Source organism: Bacillus sp. AFS053548 (assembly GCF_002575105.1).
GTDB lineage: Bacteria > Bacillota > Bacilli > Bacillales > Bacillaceae_G > Gottfriedia.
Genome location: NZ_NUHI01000002.1, coordinates 1 through 25,991 on the forward strand (window position 1 = coordinate 1; position 25,991 = coordinate 25,991).

The 25,991-nt window shown below is 35.5% G+C and carries 19 protein-coding genes and 1 riboswitch; of the genes, 18 read left to right on the top strand and 1 reads right to left on the bottom strand.

The features are described 5' to 3' along the window. Window positions 1-489: 489 nt before the first annotated feature. The 13 genes from CN946_RS00525 to purD all read left to right on the top strand — a co-directional run bounded on the left by CN946_RS00525 (window position 490) and on the right by purD (window position 17,331). Complete coding sequence (locus CN946_RS00525; protein WP_098859431.1) at window positions 490-4,011, top strand: S8 family serine peptidase; 3,522 nt, start codon at window positions 490-492, stop codon at window positions 4,009-4,011. 246 nt (window positions 4,012-4,257) lie between these two features. Then, window positions 4,258-4,359: riboswitch (purine riboswitch) on the top strand. A gap of 133 nt (window positions 4,360-4,492) precedes the next feature. Next, window positions 4,493-4,978, top strand: a complete 486-nt coding sequence (gene purE / locus CN946_RS00530) for a 5-(carboxyamino)imidazole ribonucleotide mutase (RefSeq protein WP_098859432.1) — start codon at window positions 4,493-4,495, stop codon at window positions 4,976-4,978. Next, window positions 4,975-6,123 (top strand): 5-(carboxyamino)imidazole ribonucleotide synthase, encoded by a 1,149-nt coding sequence (gene purK, locus CN946_RS00535; RefSeq protein WP_098859433.1) that lies wholly within the window; start codon window positions 4,975-4,977, stop codon window positions 6,121-6,123. Before purE ends, purK begins: the two co-directional genes overlap by 4 nt. Beyond that, window positions 6,120-7,415, top strand: a complete 1,296-nt coding sequence (gene purB, locus CN946_RS00540; RefSeq protein WP_098859434.1) for an adenylosuccinate lyase — start codon at window positions 6,120-6,122, stop codon at window positions 7,413-7,415. Before purK ends, purB begins: the two co-directional genes overlap by 4 nt. Before the next feature lie 115 nt (window positions 7,416-7,530). Next, window positions 7,531-8,253: a phosphoribosylaminoimidazolesuccinocarboxamide synthase gene (gene purC / locus CN946_RS00545; protein ID WP_069032644.1), complete on the top strand. Its 723-nt coding sequence runs from the start codon at window positions 7,531-7,533 to the stop codon at window positions 8,251-8,253. Continuing rightward, window positions 8,241-8,495 (top strand): phosphoribosylformylglycinamidine synthase subunit PurS, encoded by a 255-nt coding sequence (gene purS, locus CN946_RS00550; RefSeq protein WP_069032645.1) that lies wholly within the window; start codon window positions 8,241-8,243, stop codon window positions 8,493-8,495. Before purC ends, purS begins: the two co-directional genes overlap by 13 nt. Further along, window positions 8,492-9,175, top strand: a complete 684-nt coding sequence (gene purQ, locus CN946_RS00555; RefSeq protein ID WP_098859435.1) for a phosphoribosylformylglycinamidine synthase subunit PurQ — start codon at window positions 8,492-8,494, stop codon at window positions 9,173-9,175. The genes purS and purQ overlap by 4 nt, the downstream gene beginning before the upstream one ends. Continuing rightward, window positions 9,159-11,378: a phosphoribosylformylglycinamidine synthase subunit PurL gene (gene purL / locus CN946_RS00560; RefSeq protein WP_098859436.1), complete on the top strand. Its 2,220-nt coding sequence runs from the start codon at window positions 9,159-9,161 to the stop codon at window positions 11,376-11,378. The genes purQ and purL overlap by 17 nt, the downstream gene beginning before the upstream one ends. Then, window positions 11,363-12,775, top strand: coding sequence for an amidophosphoribosyltransferase (gene purF / locus CN946_RS00565; RefSeq protein ID WP_098859437.1), 1,413 nt, complete (start codon window positions 11,363-11,365; stop codon window positions 12,773-12,775). The genes purL and purF overlap by 16 nt, the downstream gene beginning before the upstream one ends. An 85-nt stretch (window positions 12,776-12,860) precedes the next feature. Further along, window positions 12,861-13,898 carry a phosphoribosylformylglycinamidine cyclo-ligase gene (purM, locus tag CN946_RS00570; protein ID WP_098859438.1) on the top strand — a complete coding sequence of 346 codons (1,038 nt, stop codon included), beginning with the start codon at window positions 12,861-12,863 and terminating at the stop codon, window positions 13,896-13,898. Next, complete coding sequence (gene purN, locus CN946_RS00575) at window positions 13,898-14,461, top strand: phosphoribosylglycinamide formyltransferase (protein ID WP_098859439.1); 564 nt, start codon at window positions 13,898-13,900, stop codon at window positions 14,459-14,461. The genes purM and purN overlap by 1 nt, the downstream gene beginning before the upstream one ends. 49 nt (window positions 14,462-14,510) lie before the next feature. Further along, the gene (gene purH, locus CN946_RS00580) at window positions 14,511-16,046 is read left to right on the top strand and encodes a bifunctional phosphoribosylaminoimidazolecarboxamide formyltransferase/IMP cyclohydrolase (RefSeq protein WP_098859440.1); all 1,536 of its coding nucleotides are present in this window, start codon (window positions 14,511-14,513) and stop codon (window positions 16,044-16,046) included. A 19-nt stretch (window positions 16,047-16,065) separates the two neighbouring features. Next, entirely contained in the window at window positions 16,066-17,331 is a 1,266-nt protein-coding gene (purD, locus tag CN946_RS00585; protein WP_098859441.1) for a phosphoribosylamine--glycine ligase, read from the top strand. A 109-nt stretch (window positions 17,332-17,440) separates the two neighbouring features. Here the strand turns inward: purD and CN946_RS00590 are convergent, their stop codons facing one another. Next, complete coding sequence (locus CN946_RS00590) at window positions 17,441-17,698, bottom strand: YgaP family membrane protein (protein WP_056474726.1); 258 nt, start codon at window positions 17,696-17,698, stop codon at window positions 17,441-17,443. Between the two features lie 221 nt (window positions 17,699-17,919). On the opposite strand from CN946_RS00590, the gene pcrB reads away from it, so the two are divergent. The 5 genes from pcrB to pruA all read left to right on the top strand — a co-directional run bounded on the left by pcrB (window position 17,920) and on the right by pruA (window position 25,837). Then, on the top strand, window positions 17,920-18,618 hold the full coding sequence (gene pcrB / locus CN946_RS00595) for a heptaprenylglyceryl phosphate synthase (protein ID WP_098859442.1): 699 nt from the start codon (window positions 17,920-17,922) through the stop codon (window positions 18,616-18,618). Continuing rightward, a complete protein-coding gene (gene pcrA / locus CN946_RS00600) occupies window positions 18,618-20,795 on the top strand; it encodes a DNA helicase PcrA (protein ID WP_098859443.1) in 2,178 nt (725 codons plus the stop codon). Before pcrB ends, pcrA begins: the two co-directional genes overlap by 1 nt. 16 nt (window positions 20,796-20,811) lie before the next feature. Further along, the gene (gene ligA, locus CN946_RS00605) at window positions 20,812-22,812 is read left to right on the top strand and encodes an NAD-dependent DNA ligase LigA (protein WP_098859444.1); all 2,001 of its coding nucleotides are present in this window, start codon (window positions 20,812-20,814) and stop codon (window positions 22,810-22,812) included. 73 nt (window positions 22,813-22,885) lie between these two features. After that, window positions 22,886-24,088 carry a CamS family sex pheromone protein gene (locus tag CN946_RS00610; RefSeq protein WP_098859445.1) on the top strand — a complete coding sequence of 401 codons (1,203 nt, stop codon included), beginning with the start codon at window positions 22,886-22,888 and terminating at the stop codon, window positions 24,086-24,088. A 201-nt stretch (window positions 24,089-24,289) separates the two neighbouring features. Then, the gene (pruA, locus tag CN946_RS00615; protein WP_098859446.1) at window positions 24,290-25,837 is read left to right on the top strand and encodes an L-glutamate gamma-semialdehyde dehydrogenase; all 1,548 of its coding nucleotides are present in this window, start codon (window positions 24,290-24,292) and stop codon (window positions 25,835-25,837) included. The last annotated feature ends 154 nt before the right edge of the window (window positions 25,838-25,991 follow it).

The following is a 25,991-nucleotide window of genomic DNA, read 5'->3' on the forward strand; positions in this document are numbered from 1 at the left end:
CTTTACATAGGGTACATTTTACATTGGTGCACCTTTTTTTATTTGAAGGAAGAAAAACATTAAAAAACTATTAGTACTTTTTAATCATTTTTTTCTACCATATTCGAGGATATATTTAAAATTAATAGAATTTTCTTTATATTTTCACAAATATCGATTTTAAACAATTGATTAAACAAAGGAAATTCGACGTATTTATATATTTTTCTTCCTATTATTTATTATTTTTAAGATTAAGAATACCAATAATAATTTTTTTTGTAATGATTTGTAGAAAAAAGACAAATTATTTCATAGGAATTTCCCCCAATTTACTCCAGCATTTGATGAATGTACATTTAGATAGTATTGACTTACTTACTAAATGGTAAGAGCTTAAGTTTAACCAAATTGATCATTCTAAAGTTATTAAACTACTAACCTCTTAATCATAGTATTAAAGCAAATACATAATCGAAATATTACATCCATAAAAAGGAGAGGGATTTCATGAAACTTCGAAAAATTTTACCGTTTAAAGTAATGACCACAGTGGCGATCTCATCTTTGATTTTCTCATCTTATACGGCTCTTGCGGAAAATAATGATTCAACAACTCAATCGGTCGAAGATCAAGTACCCCAATTACTAGACCAAAGTCCTAAAGCTAAAGAGGACTTATATAAAGAAGATATTCAAAAGGATGAATCTGAGAAAACTTATAAACCTACCGATAAAGTTCGTTTTATAGTTGAAATTGAACAACCATCAACTTCCGACACTTCTACATCAAACAAAAAATCCTTACTTAAAGAAAAGCAAGACAAAGTAATCGAAGAAATCACAAAAAATAATAAGGCTAAATCAAATTCACCTAAATTAAAGCAACGCTTTTTTGAAGGGTTCAATGGATTTAGTGTTGAGACAGAATATCAAAACCTAAATGAAATTAAGTCTATTCCCGGAGTACTTAACGTAAATGTTGCGAGAACATTCCACGAAACGATGGCAGCAAGTAAAGAGTTAGTACAAGCACAAAAGGTTTGGAATCAATATGGTTATCAAGGAGAAGGTTTACTTGTTGCAGTTGTCGACTCTGGTATCGATTATACTCATAAGGATATGAAGTTGACTGATAAAGGTAAGGAAAAAGAAAAATTAACTCAAAGTGGCATACAAAGTAAATTAGACACTACATCTGTAAATGATATTTGGTATACAGATAAAGTTCCAACAGGTTATGATTGGGCAGATCATGATACTGATGTTATTCCTCGTGGAGATGGAAGTCCACACGGTACGCACGTTGCAGGTACTGTTGGTGCGAATGGCGATGAAGCAAATGGCGGTGTTCAAGGAATCGCTCCTGGAACTCAATTATTAGCTGAAAAAGTATTCTCCGATGTAGGTGGAGGTGCTTATGAGGATGACATTATCGCAGGTATTGAGCATGCAGTTACGATGGGTGCAGATGTAATCAATATGAGTTTAGGTGTTGATGCAGGATTTGTGGGTGAAGATTTTGACCCTGTTCAAAAAGCAATCAAAGAAGCAACTGAACAAGGAACGCTTGTCGTAGTTGCTGCTGGAAATTCAGCTTATAGTACAAAAACTAATTTATTATTAGATTCTGCTTCAAAACCATATGTAGAAAACCCAGATATTGGAACAGTCAGTGCACCAGGGGTAAGTCCGTTTGCATTATCAGTCGCATCTTATGAGAATACGAAAATGCACTTAAATACAATGGCTGACGCAAATGGTTTTAAACTTCCTTTCCAAGATCAAACAATGTTTGCTCCAAGTAAAAACTTTAAACTATCTAAAAACTTAACACCAGGTCAAGAGTATGAATTGGTTTATGTAGGTGAAGGATCAAAGCTTACTGATTTTAGTACAAAAAATGTTGAGGGCAAGATAGTTGTAGCAAAAATGGCAAATCAATACACTTCATATTCATTCGTTCAATTTAATGCTGCAAAATATAAAGCTAAAGCTGCAATTATCATCCCGCCAAATAGTATGGGTGATTATCCATATATGAAATTTGCGGATACTTCTATACCAGCTGCAACAACTGGTAAAGCTGTAGGTCAAGAATTAATCAATAAGCTATCCAATAATCAAGTTGTAAAAATGAAACTTGCCGGAGATACTTGGATCGATAATCCAATTAAAGATACGATGTCTTATTTTTCATCATATGGAGCTCCAAGTACATTAGATTTTAAACCAGAAATGTCTGCTCCAGGTGGTAATATTTATTCAACTGTACCTGGAAATGATTATGAAGTAATGAGTGGTACATCAATGGCAACTCCTCATGTTGCAGGGGGTTCTGCATTAGTATTACAGTCACTATATGAAAAAGGATTACAACATTCAGAGAATACAGCTTTAAAAGCAAAAATCGCTTTAATGAACACATCAAAAATTGTTATGGATCCAAAAACAAACGGAGAAATTCCATATTCTCCACGTATTCAAGGCTCTGGTTTAATGCAAATTCAAAATGCAATTAATACACCAATCATTGTTACAAGTAGAAACACACCATTAGAGCAAGCTGGTGCAGTAGCTTTAAAAGAAATTGGACAAAACACAAGCTTTAAACTAAATATTGATGCATTTGATGCACCAAAAGGAAAAAATAATAGTGATGATATCGAATACAATGTTTATGTAGATTTATTAAAGGATAAAACGGAAACTAAGCAATTTGATTTAGATAACGACGGTGCACTTGATACAAAGGATTATTTAGCATTAACAAGTGAACGCATAGACGGTGCAACGATCACTGTGAATGATAATAAAGTAACTTATAAAGAGGGCTCATTGCTTAAAATAAAAGCAGGTCAGACAAAAATGCTGACAATTAATGTTAACCTACCAGATTCATTAAAGAAAAATAGTTTTGTCGAAGGGTTCGTACGTTTAGTTCCAGTGGCAAAAGACCAAGATAAAGCTGTACCAATTTCTGTTCCTTATATGGGCTTCTATGGTAATTGGGATGAGCCTAGAAATATCGATCCACCAGCGTGGGAAAAAGATGCATTTTTAGGTTATACTGCACTTTGGGATGGAACTTCAGAGCGTTATCCTAAAGGATACAACTCTACAACTGGTACATTTGATCTAAGCAAAATTGCAATTTCACCAAATTACCATATAAATGGAATTTATTCCTCATTTACAGCATTACGAAATTTAGCAAAAACTGAAATGTATATTGAAGATCAATCAGGAAAAATGGTTAATTATTTAGGAGATTTTAGTGAATTTGATGGAACTCCATATAAATTCAGAAAAAATGTCATGTCATATGGTGATACAAGCTATAATGAACTTTATACTTGGGATATGACAGATGAGTCAGGACAATTTGTTCCAGACGGGGACTATAAATATGTTATTCGTACAACTTTAGACTATCCAGGGGCAAAACCTCAAGAAGTAAAAATGCCAGTAAAAGTTGATTCGATTTTACCTAAAGTTACAGATATTAAAGTTACTCCAAAAGATGGTGGTAAATATGAAATTTCTTGGAAGGGTACTGATGATGAATCTGGTTATGCTGCTTCAGTTGTCTGGGTAAATGGAAATTATTATTCACCAGGGGCAGCTCAAACATTATTAGTAAATGTTGAACCTAAGAATATTGTAATAGGTGGAGCTGACAATGCGTTTAATCACTCATTTACTACATGGGGAGATCAAAGTGCAAAATATATGAGTGAATGGATGGTTCTTTCGAACGGTAGCGTATATCCTACTACAAATATTAACAAAAACAGAGTAGCTTCAGTCGACTTCTGGGCTCAAAACAGAGTAGATTGGAAATTTAATGTAAAAGATACAAACGGAAATGTAGTAGATACTTTCGAATACAAAAATGCAAAAGAAGTTCATACAAAATGGATTCCAAAGGCTGATCTGCCAAACGGCACATATTATATCTCTGCTGATGTTACGACAAAAGATGGGTTTAAAGTAACATCAACTCCGACTAAAGTAACGGTTCTTCAATAAAAGTCAAGAATTGAAAAAGCTATCTTTCCCATTTATTATAGGGATAGATAGCTTTTTTGTTCTTCATTGATTATTCGATAATAGAAATCCGAATAAGAAATAAAAAAATTACAGTTGCTATCAGTAATTTAATAAAAATAGACATCATAGAATGTAAAAAACTGAGTAAAACACGAACATTAAAATATTTTTTGATAAAAACATTCATATTTTCTTGAAAAAAGAGTTATAAATTGATACTATAGAGATAGGAAATTTAGCAAACCTCATATAAGTTTGGGAATATGGCCCAAAAGTTTCTACCTAGTAACCTTAAATTACTGGACTATGAGGGGAAGTTAATCACACGTGTACGTATTTAAGTATACGCCTAAGTAGATTATCTTTCCTCACCATAGAGGGATAATACTATTTAGGCGTTTTTTGTTGGAAATTTATGATAAACATAAAAAAATAGCGAATAAACTTGGGGGATAAGCAGATGAAACCGGTAGTTGGTGTCATTATGGGGAGTACAAGTGATTGGGCAACAATGAAACATGCTTGTGATGTGTTAGAAGAGTTAAATATTAACTATGAGAAACGAGTTGTTTCGGCACATCGTACACCAGATTTAATGTTTGAGTATGCGGAATCAGCTAGAGAACGTGGTATTAAAGTAATTATTGCAGGTGCAGGCGGTGCTGCTCACTTACCAGGAATGGTAGCAGCAAAAACGACACTTCCAGTAATTGGTGTACCAGTACAATCAAAAGCTTTAAATGGATTAGATTCATTATTATCAATTGTACAAATGCCAGGTGGAGTACCTGTTGCTACTGTTGCAATTGGTAAAGCAGGTGCGACGAATGCAGGCTTACTCGCAGCTCAAGTATTAAGTATCCAAGATCAAGAAGTTTATTTAGCATTAGAAACTCGTCGTGAAAACACTACTAAACAAGTTCTAGAAAGCAGTGAATCACTATGAATAGCAAAGTAATTCTACCAGGACAAACAATAGGGATCATTGGGGGAGGCCAACTTGGAAGAATGATGGCGCTTTCGGCGAAAGAAATGGGCTATAAAATAGCTGTTTTAGATCCTACTCCAAACTCGCCTTGTGGGCAAGTATCTGATATAGAGATTACGGCTGAATATTCTAATATAGAAGCAATTAAACAGCTTGCGAAAGTAAGTGATGTTATAACATATGAATTTGAAAATATTGATGTAAACGCTCTTGAGTATTTAGATGAACATTCTTATTTACCTCAAGGCAGTGAGTTATTAAAGCTTACAAGAAATAGATTAACTGAAAAAACAGCTATTCAAAATTTAGGTATAAAGGTTGCTCCATTTCAACTAGTAGAAAATGAAGAGCAATTTTCTGAGGCAGTTACGAAAATAGGTTTACCAGCTGTTTTGAAAACGACAACTGGTGGTTATGACGGAAAAGGGCAAGTTGTTTTAAAATCTGAAGAAGACTTTGTTGAAGCGTTAGAACTTGTTAAAAAACAGCAATGTATTCTTGAGGGCTGGGTTCCTTTTGAAAAAGAATTGTCAATAATTGTCGCAAGAAATAGTAATGGAGAGGTAAATACGTTTCCAGTAGCAGAGAATGTTCATATAAATCAAATTCTGCATACTTCATCTGTACCGGCAAATACTTCAAAATCAGTACTAGGAACAGCAGAGAACTATGCAAAAAAAGTAGCTAGCTCATTTCATCTTGTAGGTGTTTTAGCAATTGAGTTATTTGTAACAGAAGATGAGCAGGTTTATATTAATGAATTAGCTCCGCGTCCACATAATACAGGACACTATACGATGGAGGCAGTTGAAACTTCACAGTTTAAGCAGCATATTCGAGCGGTTTGTAATTTACCATTAGGGAATACGGAATTACTTAAACCAGTTGTAATGGTAAATATATTAGGTGAACATGTTGAAGAAGTATTGAATGTAATGCAAAATGATAGTACATTAAATGTCCATCTTTATGGTAAAGAAGAAAGCAAAAAAGGCCGTAAAATGGGACATATTAATATAATGGCAGCATCAACAGAACTAGCGATGCAAAAAGTACAAGAGTTAGGGATTTGGAAACAAAACCCGGTGGAGGTAAAAATATGATTGAACGTTATTCACGCCCAGAAATGGCAGCAATTTGGACAGAAGAAAACAAATTTAAAGCTTGGTTAGAAGTTGAAATCTTAGCATGTGAAGCATGGGCTGAATTAGGAGATATTCCTAAAGAAGACGTAAAAGTGTTACGTGAAAAAGCTTCTTTCGATATAAACCGAATTTATGAAATTGAAAAAGAAACACGTCATGACGTAGTTGCATTTACACGTGCAGTTTCTGAAACATTAGGTGACGAACGTAAATGGGTACATTATGGTTTAACTTCAACTGATGTAGTAGACACGGCACTTTCATACTTACTACGTCAGGCAAATGATATCTTATTAAAAGATTTAGAGAATTTCATTGGAATTCTAGAAACGAAAGCTAAAGAACATAAGTACACAGTAATGATGGGACGTACTCACGGTGTACATGCAGAACCAACTACTTTTGGTTTAAAACTGGCATTATGGACTGAAGAAATGAAGCGTAACTTAGAGCGATTTAAGAATGCGATTGAAACAGTTCGAGTAGGCAAAATCTCAGGCGCTGTTGGAACTTACGCAAATATTCCTCCATTTGTTGAAGAATATGTTTGTGAAAAGTTAGGAATTCAAGCAGCTCCAATTTCAACTCAAACTTTACAACGTGATCGTCATGCTCACTACATGGCAACATTATCTCTAATTGCAACTTCAATTGAGAAGTTTGCAACTGAAGTACGTGGATTACAAAAAAGTGAAACACGCGAAGTTGAAGAATTCTTTGCAAAAGGTCAAAAAGGCTCTTCTGCAATGCCACATAAACGTAATCCAATTGGATCTGAAAACATGACAGGTTTAGCTCGTGTAATTAGAGGTCATATGGTTACGGCTTATGAAAATGTATCACTTTGGCATGAAAGAGATATCTCACATTCATCAGCAGAAAGAATCATCTTACCAGATGCAACAATACTTTTAAATTACATGTTAAATCGATTTGGAAATATTATTAAAAACCTTACAGTATTCCCTGAGAATATGAAACGTAACATGGACCGTACTTACGGACTAATTTATTCTCAACGTGTACTTCTTGCTTTAATTGAAAAAGGAATGTCACGTGAAGAGGCTTATGATACTGTTCAACCAAGAGCAATGGAAGCTTGGGAAACTCAAGTACAGTTTAAAGAGCTTGTAGAAGCAGAAGAGAAAATTACTTCTTTATTATCTCAAGAAGAAATTAATGATTGCTTTGACTACAGCTACCACTTAAGTCAAGTCGATACAATTTTTGAACGCTTAGGATTAAATTAATAAATATTGTTTGGCTAAGATTAGAGAAAAAAATTCTTAGCCAAGCAATTCAAATAACAGATAAAGCATAAATTCTATTGGGTGTTTAAATGAGGATATGGGAGGCATTGTTAGCATGGCAGAGCAAGTAATGTTGTATGAGGGAAAAGCAAAAAGAATTTTCTCAACTGAGAATCCTGAAATTGTAAGAGTTGTGTACAAAGATTCAGCAACTGCATTTAACGGTGAAAAGAAAGCAGAGATTGCCGGTAAAGGTCGCTTGAATAATGCAATTACTAGTTTACTATTTTCAAAGTTAATGGAATCAGGAATTGCATCTCATTTCGTAGAAAAAACATCAGAACTTGAACAACTTGTAAAACGAGTAACAATTGTACCAATTGAAGTAGTTGTTAGAAATATCGTTGCTGGTAGCTTATCGAAACGCATGGGATTAGATGAAGGTGTTAAGTTAGAAAAGCCAATCATTGAGTTTTATTACAAACGTGATGATTTAGGTGATCCAATTATTAATGAAGATCATATCGCTGCACTTAAACTAGCAACAACTGAAGATCTTGAAACAATTAAAGAGATTGCTCTCCGTGTTAATGATGTACTAGTAGAACAGTTTAATGCATGTAATGTTCGATTAGTCGATTTTAAATTAGAGTTTGGCAAATTAAATGATGGAACAATTTTGTTAGCAGATGAGATTTCACCAGATACTTGCCGATTATGGGATAAAGATACAAACGCGAAATTTGATAAAGATGTATTCCGTAGAGATTTAGGTAACTTAACAGATGGATACGAAGAAATTTTAAAACGCTTAGGGGGATTATCATGTTCAAAGTAAGAGTATTCGTTACATTAAGAGAAAGTGTTTTAGATCCACAAGGAAATGCAGTTAAAAATGCACTTCATAGCATGAATTTTAGCGAAGTTCAAGATGTTCGTATCGGTAAATATATGGAATTATTAATTGATAAAAATGTTGCAGATTTAGATACTACAGTAAAAGAAATGTGTGAAAAGTTATTAGCAAACATCGTAATTGAAGATTACCGTTATGAGGTAGAGGAGGTAGTCGCACAGTGAAGTTTGCAGTAATTGTGTTCCCGGGCTCAAATTGTGATGTTGATATGTATCATGCAATCAAAGATGAGTTAGGCGAAGAAGTAGAATACGTATGGCATGATTCAACGAATTTAGATGAATTTGATGGTATCTTATTACCAGGTGGGTTCTCATATGGAGATTACTTACGCTCTGGCGCAATTGCAGGTTTTGCAAACGTGATGGATGCCGTGAAGAAAGCTGCTGCTGAAGGTAAACCAGTATTTGGCGTTTGTAATGGATTCCAAATACTAACTGAAGCAGGTCTACTACCAGGTACTCTTAGACGTAATGAGAAATTAAAATTTATGTGTAAGCCTGTTGAGTTAGTTGTTGAAAACAATGAATCAATGTTTACATCTGGTTATGAAAAAGGTCAAGTAATTACAGTTCCAATCGCACACGGTGAGGGAAATTACTATTGCGATCAAGAAACATACGAAGCACTTAAAAGTAATAATCAGATAATTTTCCGTTATCAAAATAATCCGAATGGTAGCTTAGATGATATCGCAGGAATTGTTAATGAAAAAGGAAATGTATTAGGAATGATGCCACACCCTGAGCGTGCAGTTGATGCATTATTAGGTAGTGCAGACGGACTTCAACTATTTCGTTCGATTGTAAGAAACTGGAGGGAAAACCATGTCGTTACTTCTTGAGCCAAATCCAATTCAAATTGAAAATGATAGAATTTATGCCACTATGGGCTTAACTGATGAAGAGTTTCAATTAGTCAAATCAATTATTGGTCGCAATCCGAACTATACAGAGCTTGGATTATTCTCAGTAATGTGGTCTGAACATTGTAGTTATAAAAACTCAAAACCCTTATTACGTAAATTCCCAATAAGCGGTGAGCATGTTTTACAAGGACCAGGTGAAGGAGCAGGTATTGTTGATATTGGCGATGAGCAAGCTGTAGTATTTAAAATCGAAAGCCATAATCATCCTTCTGCAATTGAACCGTACCAAGGTGCTGCAACTGGTGTAGGTGGAATTATTCGTGATGTATTTTCAATGGGAGCACGTCCTGTTGCACTTCTAAATTCTTTACGATTTGGTGAATTAGAAACTCCAAGAGTTAAATATTTATTTGAAGAAGTTGTTGCAGGTATTGCTGGATATGGAAACTGTATTGGTATTCCAACAGTTGGTGGAGAAGTAAACTTCGATCCATGTTACGAAGGCAACCCTTTAGTAAATGCAATGTGTGTTGGATTAATCAATCATAAAGATATTAAAAAAGGTCAAGCGCATGGTGCTGGAAATACTGTAATGTACGTTGGTGCTTCAACTGGTCGTGATGGAATTCATGGTGCAACTTTTGCTTCTGAAGAGTTATCTGATGCATCTGAAGAGAAACGCCCAGCAGTACAAGTAGGCGATCCATTTATGGAGAAGTTATTACTTGAAGCATGTTTAGAAGTTGTTCAAAATGATGCTCTTGTTGGTATTCAAGATATGGGCGCAGCTGGATTAACATCTTCATCTGCTGAGATGGCTTCAAAAGCAGGAATGGGAATTGAGATGAATCTTGATTTAGTTCCTCAACGTGAAGCTGGTATGACAGCTTACGAAATGATGCTATCTGAATCTCAAGAACGTATGTTACTTGTTGTAGAAAAAGGTAGAGAGCAAGAAATCGTAGACTTATTTGAAAAGTATGATCTACATGCTGTATCTGTAGGACGTGTTACAGATGATAAGATGCTTCGCTTACTTCATAATGGTGAGGTTGTAGCTGAATTACCTGTAGATGCTCTTGCTGAAGAAGCTCCAGTATATCATAAGCCATCAACTGAACCTGCATATTATGGTGAGTTCCAAGCGATGGAAAACTATATTCCTGAAATTAGTGATTCAAAAGAAACATTAAAACAATTACTTTCTCAACCTACAATCGCAAGTAAAGAGTGGGTTTACGGTCAGTATGATTATATGGTTCGTACAAATACAGTAGTTGCTCCAGGTTCAGATGCTGCAGTAATCAGAATTCGTGATACAAAAAAAGCTCTAGCAATGACAACTGACTGTAATGCTCGCTACTTATATTTAGATCCTGAAGTTGGTGGGAAAATTGCAGTAGCAGAAGCAGCTCGTAACGTAATTTGTTCAGGTGCTCGTCCACTTGCGATTACAGATTGCTTAAACTTCGGAAATCCTGAAAAACCTGAGATTTTCTGGCAGTTAGAAAAAGCAACAGATGGTATGAGTGAAGCTTGTAATGTATTAAGTACTCCAGTAATCGGTGGTAACGTATCATTATATAACGAAACAAATGGTGAAGCAGTTTACCCAACTCCTGTAGTTGGTATGGTAGGTCTAATTGAAGATGTCGAGCATATCACGACTCAAAACTTTAAAACTGCTGGCGATTTAATTTATGTAATCGGTGGAGCAGAAGCTGAATTCGGTGGAAGTGAGCTTCAAAAATTATTAAATGGCAAAATCTTTGGTAAAGCACCAAGTATTGATTTAGCTGTTGAATCTAGCCGCCAAGAGCAAATTCTTGCTGCTATTCAAGCAGGTGTAGTTGCTTCAGCACATGATATTTCTGAGGGTGGTTTAGCTGTAGCGATTGCAGAAAGCACATTTGGTCCGTCAGAAGTTGGTGCAACTATTACGATCGAAGGAAATGAGGTTGTTTCATTATTTAGCGAAACTCAATCACGTTTCTTACTTTCAGTTAAACCTGAACATAAAGAACAATTCGAAGCATTAGTAGATGCAAAGTTAATCGGTACAGTTACAGAAGAAACATCAGTAACAGTTCGTAATGAAAACAATGAAACAGTTCTTCTTGCTTCAGTTGAGGAACTGAAACAAGCTTGGAAAGAGGCGATCCCATGCTTGCTGAAATAAAAGGACTAAACGAAGAGTGTGGAATTTTTGGGATTTGGGGGCATACTGATGCTGCCCAAATCTCCTACTATGGTCTGCATAGCTTACAACATAGAGGCCAAGAAGGAGCTGGAATTGTTGTAACGAATGGGAATGAACTTGAAGGTGCAAAAGGACTTGGTTTAATAACAGAAGTTTTCAGTAAAGGTCAATTAAATGATTTACACGGAAAAGCTGCTATTGGTCATGTTCGTTATGCAACTGCAGGCGGAGGCGGCTATGAAAATGTTCAGCCTCTATTATTCCAATCGCATACTGGAAGCATTGCTCTTGCTCATAATGGTAATTTAGTAAATGCTTCAAGATTACGTAAAGACTTAGAGATGCAAGGTAGTATTTTTCAAACTACTTCTGATACTGAAGTGCTTGCTCATTTAATTAAACGTAATGGCTCTGCTCCATTGAAAGATAGCATTAAAGCCTCTTTAAATATGATCAAAGGAGCTTTCGCTTACTTAGTTCTAACTAAAGATGCAATGTATGTCGCACTAGATCCAAATGGCTTTAGACCATTGGCGTTAGCTAAACTAGGTGACGCTTATGTTGTAGCTTCAGAGACGTGTGCATTTGATGTAGTCGGAGCAAAATATATTCGAGATATTAATCCGGGAGAATTACTAATTATTTCAGACAATGGAGTGGAAACTGATCAGTTTACTTCATCAGTTAATCACACAATTTGTAGTATGGAATATATTTATTTCTCTCGTCCTGATAGCAATATTGATAATATCAATGTTCATGCTGCACGTAAAAACATGGGGCGTGTATTAGCTAAAGAAGCTCCTGTTGAAGCAGACGTAGTAATCGGTGTTCCAGATTCAAGTATTTCAGCAGCAGTTGGTTACGCAGAAGAATCTGGTATTCCATATGAACTTGGTTTGATTAAAAATCGCTACGTAGGTCGCACATTTATTCAACCTTCTCAAGAACTTAGAGAGCAAGGGGTTAAGATGAAACTTTCTCCAGTTCGTTCGATCGTTGAAGGGAAACGTGTAGTAATGGTAGATGATTCAATCGTTCGTGGAACTACAAGCCGCCGAATCGTACAAATGTTACGTGACGCAGGTGCAAGTGAAGTTCATGTTCGTATTGGCGCACCACCATTGAAAAATCCTTGCTATTATGGTATTGACACTTCTACAAGAGAAGAGTTAATTGCTGCAACTAATACAATAGAAGAAATTTGCGAAGAAATTGGTGCAGATTCATTAGAATTTATTAGTTTAGAAGGATTATTAAATGCTATTGGTAGAAATCATGAGGGACCAAATAGAGGGCAATGTACTGCTTGCTTTACAGGGAAGTATCCAACAGTAATCTATGATGAAAATGAATTAGTACATTCTCATAATTAATATTAAAAAACAGAGGCGGTGAGCAAAGTCGCCGCCTCTTTTCAATTGAATCTATTCATAAGGAACTGAAAGGGGAAATCATCACATGGCGAATGCATATAAACAAGCTGGAGTAGATATCGAAGCTGGCTACGAAGCAGTGAACAGAATGAAGAAACACGTTCAAAAAACAATGCGTCAAGAAGTTCTTGGTGGATTAGGCGGATTTGGAGGAATGTTTGATCTTTCCAAATTCAATCTTAAAGAACCAGTTCTTGTATCAGGGACAGATGGAGTAGGAACAAAATTAAAATTAGCTTTCCAAATGGACCGTCACGATACGATTGGCATTGATGCAGTCGCGATGTGTGTGAATGATATTGTGGTTCAAGGAGCGGAGCCTTTATTTTTCCTAGATTACTTAGCAGTTGGCAAGGCTGTACCTGAACGAATTGAGCAAATTGTTAAAGGTGTATCTGATGGCTGCGTTCAAGCAGGTTGCTCATTAGTGGGTGGAGAAACTGCAGAGATGCCTGGCATGTACCCAGAAGATGAATATGATATTGCTGGTTTTGCAGTTGGGATTGTTGACAAGCCGAAGCTTGTAACAGGACAAAGCATTAAAGAAGGAGATTTTTTATTAGGAATCTCATCAAACGGAATCCATAGTAATGGATATTCTCTAGTTCGTAAGGTTTTATTAGAAAAAGGTGGCTTAACGCTTGATCAACACATTGATAAATTAGGTCATACTTTAGGCGAAGAACTACTACGCCCAACTAAAATTTATGTAAAACCAATCTTAAATGTCCTTAAAAAGTTTGAAGTAAAAGGTATGGCACATATTACTGGTGGTGGGTTTATTGAAAATATCCCAAGAATGCTTCCAGAAGGAATCGGTGCAGAAATTGATTATGGTTCATGGCCAATCCAACCAATCTTTGATTTATTAGAAGAGATTGGTGAATTGAAGCGTGAAGAAATGTTTAATATTTTTAATATGGGTATTGGTATGGTTCTTGCGGTTAGTGAAGAGAACTTACATGACACTATTAAACTATTAGAAGAAGACGGAGAAAAAGTATTTATTATCGGAAGAACAAAAGCAGGTGAAGGTGTAACCTTTGGCGGAGGTTCTCTGTAATGAAGAAGATTGCCGTATTTGCTTCAGGAAATGGCAGCAACTTTCAAGCCATTCTTGATGCAACTCTAAGCGGAGAAGTGAATGCTGAAGTGAAATTACTTGTTTGTGATCGTCCAAATGCATTTTGTATCGAACGTGCAAAGCAAGCAAATATACCATCATTTATATTTTCAGCGAAAAACTATGAATCAAAAGAGCAATATGAAGGTGAAATTATTGCCCATCTTAAAGAGTTAAATGTCGAATTTATCGTATTAGCCGGCTATATGAGATTGATTGGTCCGACAATTTTAGACTCATTTCCTGGGAAAATAGTAAATATTCATCCTTCATTTCTACCATTATTTCCTGGAAAAGACGCAATTGGTCAAGCTCTCCTAGCAGGTGTCGAATCGACTGGTGTAACGGTTCATTTTGTCGATGAAGGAATGGATACTGGTCCAATTATTGCGCAAGAAGAAATTCTGATTGAAAAGGGAGATTCTAAGGAGTCTCTTGAGCAGAAGGTTCATAGTGTCGAGCATGTTTTATATGTGCAAACACTAAAAAAATTGTTTAGTTAATTAGATTAGATATAGAGCATGAAATCGATTAGATAGGGGAATGTATATCATGAAAAAACGAGCTTTAGTTAGCGTTTCAGATAAACAAGGGATTATTGAATTTGTAAGTGGATTAATTAAGCATGATTTTGAAGTTATATCAACAGGTGGAACTTATAATTTATTAAAAGATGCTGGATTAAATGTAATTGGTATTTCAGAAGTAACTAACTTTCCAGAAATTATGGATGGTCGTGTAAAAACATTACATCCTTCAATTCACGGAGGTTTACTAGGTGTTCGTTCAAATGAAGAACATATGCGTCAAATGAACGAGTTAGGAATTCAACCAATTGATTTAGTTTGTGTAAATTTATATCCGTTTAAAGAAACGATCATGAAGCAGGATGTTACATTTGAAGATGCAATTGAAAATATCGATATCGGTGGCCCTACAATGCTTCGTTCAGCAGCTAAAAATCATGAATTTGTATCTGTAGTAGTGGACCCAACAGATTATGAAGTAATTTTAGCTGAGTTAGCTGGAAATAATTCGGTTTCTATTGATACGAATCGTCGATTAGCTGCTAAAGTTTTCCGTCATACTGCAGCTTATGATTCATTAATTTCTAATTATTTAACAGAGCAAGTAGGAGAAGAAAATCCTGAAAGCTACACTGTTACTTACGAATTAAAACAATCTTTACGTTATGGTGAAAATCCTCACCAAAAAGCGACATTCTATCGTGATCCAATGCCAACAGTTTCGTCAATTGCTTATGCAGAGCAATTACATGGTAAAGAGCTTTCTTATAACAATATTAATGACGCTAATGAAGCATTAAATATTGTACGCGAATTCTCAAATCCAGCTGTTGTCGCTGTAAAACACATGAATCCTTGTGGAGTAGGCGAAGGCACTACAATTGAAGAAGCATATGATCGTGCTTATACTGCTGATCCAGTTTCAATTTTTGGAGGAATTATTGCGACAAACCGTGAAGTTGATGCTGCAACAGCTAAGAAATTGCATGAATTATTCTTAGAAATTATTATCGCTCCTTCATTCAGTGAAGAGGCTTTAGAAATCTTAACTAGTAAAAAGAACTTACGTTTATTAACAGTAGACTTAGAAACTAAGCCTACGTTTGCACCTAAATTAACGACAGTTCACGGTGGCTTATTACGTCAAGATATGGATACATTTGGATTAGATGATGCAACTATTACAGTCCCTACAAAACGTCAACCGACTGAAGAAGAGTGGGAGAATTTAAAATTAGGTTGGAAAGTTGTAAAACATGTTAAATCAAATGCAATTGTTTTAGCGAAGGATCATATGACAATCGGTGTTGGTGCAGGTCAAATGAATCGCGTTGGAGCTGCAAAAATTGCGATTGAACAAGCTGGCGAAAAATCAAATGGCGCGGCGTTAGCTTCAGATGCATTTTTCCCTATGAATGATACAGTAGAAGCAGCGGCTAAAGCTGGTATTACAGCAATTATTCAACCGGGCGGATCAATCAAAGATGAAGATTCAATTAAAAAAGCTGATGAATATGGAATTGCAATGGTCTTTACAGGGGTTCGTCACTTTAAACATTAAGAAATAAGGAGATGACAAGATGAAAGTATTAGTCATTGGTCGCGGAGGCCGTGAGCATACAATTGCTTGGAAGGTAAATCAATCGGAGAATGTAACAGACGTATTTGTTGCTCCAGGAAACGATGGAATGATTGATGTTGCAACACTTGTCAATATTGATGAAAGTGACCATGAAGCACTTATTGCATTTGCCAAAAATGAAGAAATTGATTTAACAATCGTTGGTCCTGAAGTTCCTTTAATGAACGGAATTGTAAATGATTTTAGAGCTGCTAATTTAAAGATATTTGGTCCAACTAAAGAAGCGGCAATTATTGAAGGAAGTAAAAGCTTTACAAAGGATTTAATGAAAAAATATGCTATTCCAACTGCAGCTTATGAAACATTTACAAATTTTGAAGAAGCAAAAGCATATGTTGAAAAAGTTGGTGCACCGATTGTTATTAAAGCTGATGGATTAGCAGCTGGTAAAGGTGTAGTTGTAGCGATGACAATGGAAGAAGCAATCATCAGCCTTCATGACATGCTACTTGATGAAAAGTACGGCGATGCAAGTGCATCTGTAGTAATTGAAGAATATTTAGAGGGTGAAGAATTCTCGCTAATGTCGTTTGTTAACGGGAATAAGGTTTATCCTATGGTAATCGCTCAAGACCATAAACGTGCTTATGATGGAGACAAAGGACCTAATACTGGTGGTATGGGTGCGTATTCGCCAGTACCACAAATCTCAGAGTCAGTTGTTGAACAATCTCTAAAAGAAATAGTAGTCCCAGTCGCAGAAGCAATGATTTCTGAAGGAAGACATTTTACTGGCATACTATATGCAGGTTTAATGTTAACAAGCCAGGGACCTAAAGTAATCGAGTTTAATGCAAGATTTGGGGATCCAGAGACTGAAGTTGTATTACCTCGTTTAGAGAGTGAGTTAGCTGAAGTATTGTTAGGAATATTAAATGAAGAAGAAATCCATTTAGAATGGTCAGAGGAAGCCGTTGTTGGAGTTGTGCTTGCTGCAAATGGATATCCTGAAGTTCCTGAAAAAGGTGCTGTAATAACTGGATTAAATAATGTAAGTAATGAAACGATGGCTTTCCACGCAGGTACAAAACTTGAAAATAATGAATTTGTTACAAATGGTGGAAGAGTATTAATTATTGCACATAAAGGAAGCTCCATTAATGAAGCTTGCGAAAATGTATATAAGCAAATTGATACGATTCAATCTAATGGCTTATTCTATCGCCACGATATAGGTCATAAAGCAATTAAAGTAAATAATTAGAAAGAAAGGGTCGTCATTTATGATCAATGACGACCCTATTTCTTGTTAAAATAAGAACGAATGTTCTATTTTTATCTATACAATCTACTCCATTTTTGATAAACTACTTTTATGAAGGTTGAATGCAATCTTCGAATGTATCTCCCTCGTCGTGTTTATCTGCCATAATCTTACATTTCTTACCTAGAGCAGTCATTGGGCAAAAACGTAATACTCCCTCTGCAACTTTCATGGCACCGATTATGATCAAAATGATTACAGAATTACTACATCTTCTGCGTGTAAGCTTTGCTGTGCCGTAAGCTAAAATTGTTAAGCCAGCAGTTATACGTATAAGTGCATTTATTATGCTAATATTTGGTCTCAACTGTAACTCCCCTTATAATAAGTATCAGTGACTACATCACTCTTTACCATTTTTCCCTTTAATTGTTTCAATATCATAGGAAACAATTAGTATTAATTACTTAAAATGGGGACGTAGGGTTACTTTTCCTTTTTTATAAGATACAATACATTTATATTTTTGATAAAAAGTACTTAATAAAATAGATAAATTAATGTTAAAAAACAATTCCGGAGGACAAAATGTACGATTATTCACAATGGAATCACATATTTAAATTAGATCCAAACAAAGAAATCTCTGATGATGAATTAGAAAAAATTTGTGAGTCAGGAACGGATGCAATTTTAGTTGGTGGAACGGACGATGTAACGTTAGATGCTACGATATCTCTACTAGTTAGAATAAGGCGCTATGCAGTACCATGTATTTTGGAGGTATCAAATCTTGAAGCCGTAACTCCAGGTTATGATTTCTATTTTATCCCGACAGTTTTAAATAGTAATGATCCTAAGTGGATTATTGGAATGCATCAACAAGCAATGAAAGAATTCGCTCATTTAATTCATGCTGAAGAATTGGTAATGGAAGGTTATTGTATATTAAATGAAGATTGTAAGGCTGCAAAGCTAACAAGTGCAGTGACAGATCTTTCAATAGAAGATATTGTAGCTTATGCGGAAGTTTCTGAGCAATTATTAAAATTACCGATTTTTTATTTAGAATATAGCGGCACATATGGTTCACCCGAGGTGGTAGAAGAAGTTTCAAAAGTATTAAACAATACGAAACTATTCTATGGTGGGGGAATTTCATCAACTCAACAAGCAATTGAGATGAAGCAATTTGCTGATACGATTGTTGTTGGGAACATTATATATGATAACTTACAAGAGGCTTTACTAACTGTGAAAGCTGTGGAAAAAGGAGCGACTAAGTAATGAAAACAGCAGAAGAATTATTGCAAGGTTTAAATCCGATGCAAAAAGAAGCCGTTAAAACGGTTGATGGTCCATTATTAATTATGGCTGGAGCCGGTTCAGGTAAGACTCGAGTACTAACACATCGAATTGCGTTTTTATTAGGTGAAAAAGGTGTCGCTCCTTGGAATATACTTGCGATCACCTTTACAAATAAAGCAGCTAAAGAGATGAGAGAGCGTATATTTAATCTAGTTGGAAAAGATGCAGAAGATATTTGGGTTTCCACATTCCACTCAATGTGTGTGCGCATTCTTCGTAGGGATATTGATCGAATTGGCTTTAACAGAAGCTTTTCTATATTAGATACAACTGACCAATTAACAGTCATAAAAAATATTCTGAAAGAGAAAAACTTAGATTCAAAGAAATTTGATCCTCGTAGTATTCTAGGTTCTATTAGTAGTGCAAAAAATGAACTGCAAACTGCTGCAGATTATTCAAGAGATGCTTTTACTCCATTTGAAAAAGTTGTTGGAGAAATTTATGCATCTTATCAAGATCGACTACGTAAAAATCATTCATTAGACTTCGACGATTTAATTATGATGACAATTAATTTATTTGAACGTGTTCCAGAAGTACTACAATATTATCAACGAAAATTTCAATATATTCACGTGGATGAGTATCAAGATACTAACCATGCTCAGTATAAAATTGTAAAATTGCTTGCCGAGCAATTTAAAAATATTTGTGTAGTTGGTGATTCAGATCAATCAATTTATCGCTGGCGTGGAGCAGATATTTCTAATATTCTTTCATTCGAAAAAGATTATGATAAAGCACAAGTAATTCTGTTAGAACAAAATTACCGTTCGACTCAAACGATTCTAGATGCTGCTAACGCAGTTATTACGAACAATTCAAACCGTAAAGCGAAAAAGCTTTGGACAGAAAATGGACAAGGTACACCGATACATTATTTTAGAGCTGCCTCAGAACAGGACGAAGGATATTTTGTAGCTGGAAAGCTAGCCGAGTGGAAAAAAGAAGGAGTTCATCAATATGGTGATGTTGCTATTCTTTACCGTACAAATGCGCAATCACGTGCAATGGAAGAAGTTTTAGTTAAGTCTAATATTCCTTATAAAATGGTCGGCGGAGTAAAGTTCTATGATCGTAAAGAGATTAAAGATATACTTGCTTACTTAAGATTTATTGCCAATCCAAATGACGAGATCAGTTTTTCAAGAATTATTAATGTGCCAAAACGTGGTGTAGGCGCGGCGTCTGTAGATAAAATTATTAACTATAGCATAATGAATGACTTATCTTTATCTGATACGTTAGAGCAAATTGATTTCGTTGGATTAAGTGGAAAAATCACGAAAGCAGTTGGAGATTTCCATGCTATGGCGAAAAACTGGCAGCAAATGTTGGATTATTTATCAGTTACCGAGCTTGTTGAGGAAGTTCTTGATAAAACAGGCTATATCCAAGTGTTAAAAGATGAAAATACTATTGAATCTGCTTCTAGAATCGAAAATATTGAAGAGTTTTTAACAGTTACAAACGCTTTTGAAGAAAGCAGTGAGGATAAAAGTTTAGTTTCATTTTTAACTGATTTAGCATTAGTTTCTGATATCGATCAAGCGGATAAAGAAGAATCACAAGCAGATGAGGTTATACTTATGACGCTTCACTCTGCTAAAGGGCTAGAGTTCCCTGTAGTCTTTTTAATAGGTTTGGAAGAAGGTATTTTCCCGCATAGTCGTTCTTTAATGGATGAAGAAGAAATGGAAGAAGAAAGAAGATTAGCATATGTAGGTATAACACGTGCGGAAAAGGATTTATATATTACAAATGCTCAGACACGTACACTTTATGGTCGCACTAGTGTGAACCAAGAATCTCGCTTTATTAATGAAATTCCTGATGAACTATTAGATCGTGCAAATAAGAAGGTTGTAGCTGAGCGACGTGCTGTTTCTAGACCAGCAGTGGCAATGAAAACAACAGGTGGAGAGTCACTTGGTTGGCGAGTTGGAGATAAAGCTTCTCATGGTAAATGGGGAATTGGTACAGTTGTAAGTGTAAAAGGAGAAGGCGAAGCAATGGAGTTGGATATTGCATTCCCAAGTCCTGTTGGTATTAAGCGTTTATTAGCAAAATTTGCTCCAATTACGAAAGCATAGAAGGGATGGAGAGCTCTTGGATCAAAAAATCATTGATAAAGTTGAAGAACTAAGAACAAAATTAAATCAATACAACTATGAGTATTATGTATTAGATCAGCCATCAGTGCCAGATGCCGAGTATGACTCACTATTACATGAATTAATTGGATTAGAAGAACAATATCCTACTATTTTAACACCAGATTCTCCATCTCAACGTATAGGTGGACAGGCAATTGATTTGTTCGAAAAAGTCGTTCATAGTCATCCGATGTTAAGCCTAGGAAATGCGTTTAATGAAGGAGATTTAAGAGATTTCGACCAAAGAATTAGACAGGATTCTGCGGGGGTATCTTATGTTTGTGAACTTAAAATAGACGGTTTAGCCGTTTCACTTCAATATGAAAATGGATTGTTTGTCAAAGGTGCAACTCGTGGTGATGGTACAGTTGGAGAAGATATTACGCATAATTTAAAGACGATTAAAGCAATTCCATTAAGACTTTCTGAGCCAATTACAATAGAAGCTCGTGGTGAAGCATTTATGCCAAAAGCTAGCTTCGAAAAGGTAAATGAATCACGTGAAAAGAATGGAGAAGAATTATTTGCAAATCCAAGAAATGCAGCGGCTGGTTCATTACGTCAACTTGACCCAAAAATTGTGGCAAAGAGAGATTTATCGTTCTTCGTTTATGGGTTCCCTACAGCTGAGGAATTTTCAATTCAAAAGCATAGCGAAGCATTAGATTATCTTCACAAACTTGGATTTAAAACAAATACTTTCCGCAAAACATGTCATACAATTGAAGAAGTAATTGAATACGTTGAAGAATGGAAAGAAAAACGCCCGTCATTGCCTTATGAGATTGATGGAATTGTCATAAAAGTGGATGAATACAGTATTCAGAAAAAGTTAGGATCAACAGCAAAAGTACCAAGATGGGCTATTGCATTTAAGTTCCCAGCCGAAGAGGTAGTAACCAAATTAGTAGATATTGAATTAAGTGTTGGACGTACAGGTGTGGTAACACCAACTGCAATCTTAGAACCTGTTCGTGTTGCAGGTACAGTAGTAAAACGTGCATCGCTTCATAATGAAGATTTAATTAAAGAAAAAGACATTCGAATTGGTGACTCAGTCGTTATTCGCAAGGCTGGAGATATTATTCCTGAAGTAGTAAATGTACTATTAGATCGTCGTACTGGTGATGAACAGCCTTTTGCGATGCCAACTCACTGCCCTTCATGTGATCATGAGTTAATAAGAGTAGCAGGTGAAGTAGCACTACGTTGTGTAAATCCTTTCTGTCCATCTCAAATTCGTGAAGGATTAATTCATTTTGCGTCTCGTGATGCAATGAATATCGATGGTTTAGGCGAAAGAGTAGTATCGCAATTATTCGATGCAAATTTGATTAAGACATTTACAGATCTTTACCTTCTAACGAAAGAACAATTATTATCACTAGAGCGTTTTGGAGAAAAGTCAGCAGGTAAATTAATTTCTGCAATTCAAGCTTCTAAAGAAAATTCTCTTGAAAAATTATTATTTGGTTTAGGTATTCGTCATGTTGGAGCTAAAGCAGCAAAAACATTAGCACAGCATTTCCAAACAATTGATCGATTGATGGAAGCATCGGTAGAGGAAATAACCGGAATTAATGAAATTGGTTCTAAAATGGCCCAGTCAATTAATGATTATTTTTCACAAGACGAAGTAAAAGAACTTATTTCAACGTTTAAAACTGTTGGAGTGAATACGGAATATAAAGGGATTCAAGTAGAAAATATTAATATGGATTCTCTTTTTGCTGGTAAAACAGTAGTATTAACTGGTAAGCTAGAACAGATGACTAGAAGTGAGGCTAAGAAGCAATTAGAAGCACTTGGCGCAAAAGTAGCAGGAAGTGTTAGTAAAAGTACTGATCTGGTCATTGCAGGTGAAGCAGCTGGATCGAAATTAGATGCTGCACGTAAATTAAATATCGAGATTTGGGATGAAGAGAGAATGGTTAAAGAGCTTCAACCACAGTAATATTTCAATCAACTAGAGGACGGATTAGTGAGATAGTAGTTCGTTCACTTAATAAGTAGAAGGTGTGAGTTAGATGAAAAAACGTATAGGAATGCTCCTATGTTGTTTTTCGCTCATCTTATCTGGCTGTTCATTATCAATAAAGAATGAAGATAAGGTTGTACAAGAGAGCAATAACAAAAAAGGGGAAGACGCAATAATACCCCGTTATTCAATTTCAAATGATTACTACAAGACAATACTTCCTTTTAAACCGAGTAAAACAAGAGGTGCTGTCGTTGCAAATATCGATAATAGACTTGATATTAGTGAATTTGAATTAGGTTTAATGCGAATTGTACAAGAGCAATATTCAACAAAAGATTATCTGTATCAAGAAGGACAATTATTAAGTAAAAAAACGGTGGAATCTTGGCTAAAAAGGAAGTATACTCCTTCACAATTTAAACAAAAACAAGATGCACTAAAAGAGGCAAATTTAAAACCGAATTCGATTACAAATGATGGATTGAATCCAATTCAAACGGACACAAAAAATCTTACTGAAGATCAAAAAGCTAAACAAGCTCCGATTTTTTTAAATTCTATTTTAGAGCAAGATTATCTAAAAAAGAACGGTAAAGAAGTTAAAGTTGAGGGCGTAGCAATTGGTTTAGCAATGAACTCTGTTTATTATTATCAAGAGGAGCACGGCTACCCAAGAGAGCTTAAAATTCCTCAAGATGAAATGATTAAACAAGGTAAAGCGATCGCACAAGAAATTTTGACGCGAGTGCGAAAAATGGACGAATTTAAAGATATACCAATCACATTTGCTATTTTCCGTCAGCAAAGTCAGTCATCTGTAGTACCTGGAAACTATGTTGCTATGGCTTCAGTTTCTGGAAATGACTTCTCAATTAGCAATTGGGATAAAATAAATGAGAAGTACTATTTATTCCCTTCAGCTGCTGCAACAGCAGATTACCGAGATGATGCAATGAAAATGGTTAACTTTAAATCAGATATAGAAAATTATTTTCCGAATTATACGGGTGTTGTAGGCACTGGTTTTTATAAGGATAATGAATTAATACAACTAAAAATTGATATACCTATGCAATTTTATGGTAAGGCAGAAGTCATAGCATTTACTCAATATGTAGCGGGACTTATGATGGACCATTTCCCTTCATACTTAAAGGTTGAGACGAATATATTCTCATCAAATGGACAGGAAGCACTCATCGTAAAAGATGTAGATGCTAAAGAACCAAGTGTGCATATTTATAACTAAAAGGAAGAGGACTACTCTTCCTTTTTTTTATGTAAGGGAAGAATCTGTAAGCGTTTCATATTTGAAGAATATATAGGAATATTGTATTATGTAAATGTGAGTTTTTTATACAGTAGTTATTCTACTAGCAATTGACTGAAAACACTGATAGAAAAACGGTTACAGTTGTTGCTATTTTCAAACTAAAGGGGGATTTATTCAATGGTTATACCTTACAAACATGAGCCATTTACAAACTTTGGCTTAGAGGAAAATCAAGAACAATACAATCAAGGATTAGCAAAAGTTTCATCTTATTTAGGTGAAAAATATCCACTAATCATTGGTGGAGAGCGTATCTTTACAGAAGAACAGATCGTATCTGTAAATCCTTCAAATCATAAAGAAGTTATTGGGTCTGTATCTAAAGCAAGCCGTGACTTAGCTGAAAAAGCTATGCAAATTGCTGATACAACTTTTAATACATGGAAAAAAGTGAAACCTGAAGTTCGTGCTGACATCTTATTCCGTGCGGCTGCAATTATTCGTCGTCGTAAACACGAATTCTCAGCTTTATTAACTAAAGAAGCTGGTAAACCATGGAATGAAGCAGATGCTGATACAGCTGAAGCAATTGATTTCTTAGAGTTCTATGCTCGTCAAATGTTACAATTAAAAGACGGAATTCCTGTTGAAAGCCGTCCTGGTGAATATAACCGTTTCAACTACATTCCATTAGGAGTTGGTGTTGTAATCTCTCCTTGGAACTTCCCATTTGCAATCATGGCTGGAACAACTGTAGCTGCTGTAGTAACAGGTAACACTGTTCTATTAAAACCAGCAAGTACAACTCCAGTAGTTGCTTACAAATTCTTAGAAGTATTAGAAGAAGCTGGATTACCTGCAGGAGTAGTAAACTTCGTACCAGGTAGCGGTGCTGAAGTAGGAGATTACTTAGTTGATCACCCACGCACTCGTTTCATCAGCTTTACTGGTTCTAAAGAAGTAGGTATCCGTATTTATGAGCGCGCTGCAAAAGTAAACCCAGGTCAAATCTGGTTAAAACGCGTTATCGCTGAAATGGGCGGTAAAGACACAATGGTAATTGATAAAGAAGCTGATTTAGAATTAGCTGCTAAATCAATCGTTTCATCTGCATTTGGATTCTCTGGTCAAAAATGTTCAGCATGTTCTCGTGCAGTAATTCACCAAGATGTGTATGATCAAGTTCTTGCTCGTGCAATCGAATTAACAAACGAATTAACTGTTGGAAACCCAGAAGACCGTTCAACTTACATGGGTCCAGTAAATGACCAAGCTGCTTTCAATAAAGTAATGAGCTACGTACAAATCGGACGTGAAGAAGGCCGTGTAGTAACAGGTGGAGAAGGAGACGATTCTACTGGTTGGTTCATCAAACCAACAATCGTTGCTGACGTTGCTGAAGATGCTCGTTTAATGAAAGAAGAAATCTTTGGACCAGTTGTAGCATTCTGTAAAGCTAAAGACTTCGATCACGCTTTAGAAATTGCTAACAACACTGAATACGGTTTAACTGGTGCTGTAATCTCTAACAACCGTGCAAACATCGAAAAAGCACGTGAAGATTTCCACGCTGGTAACTTATACTTCAACCGTGGATGTACTGGTGCAATCGTTGGTTACCAACCATTTGGTGGATTCAACATGTCAGGTACTGACTCAAAAGCAGGCGGACCAGACTACCTAGTTCTTCACATGCAAGGTAAAACAACTTCAGAAATGCTTTAATAAATAGAGTAAAGGTTTGTTTTATTGACATCCTTTAATAGAAGAAACCCCACAAGGAAAATTAATTTCTTTGTGGGGTTTTCTTTGTATTACAGTTCATTTCTTATTTATCATCAAAAGATCAAAATTACTTTTGTCTATAGTATGTCTAAAA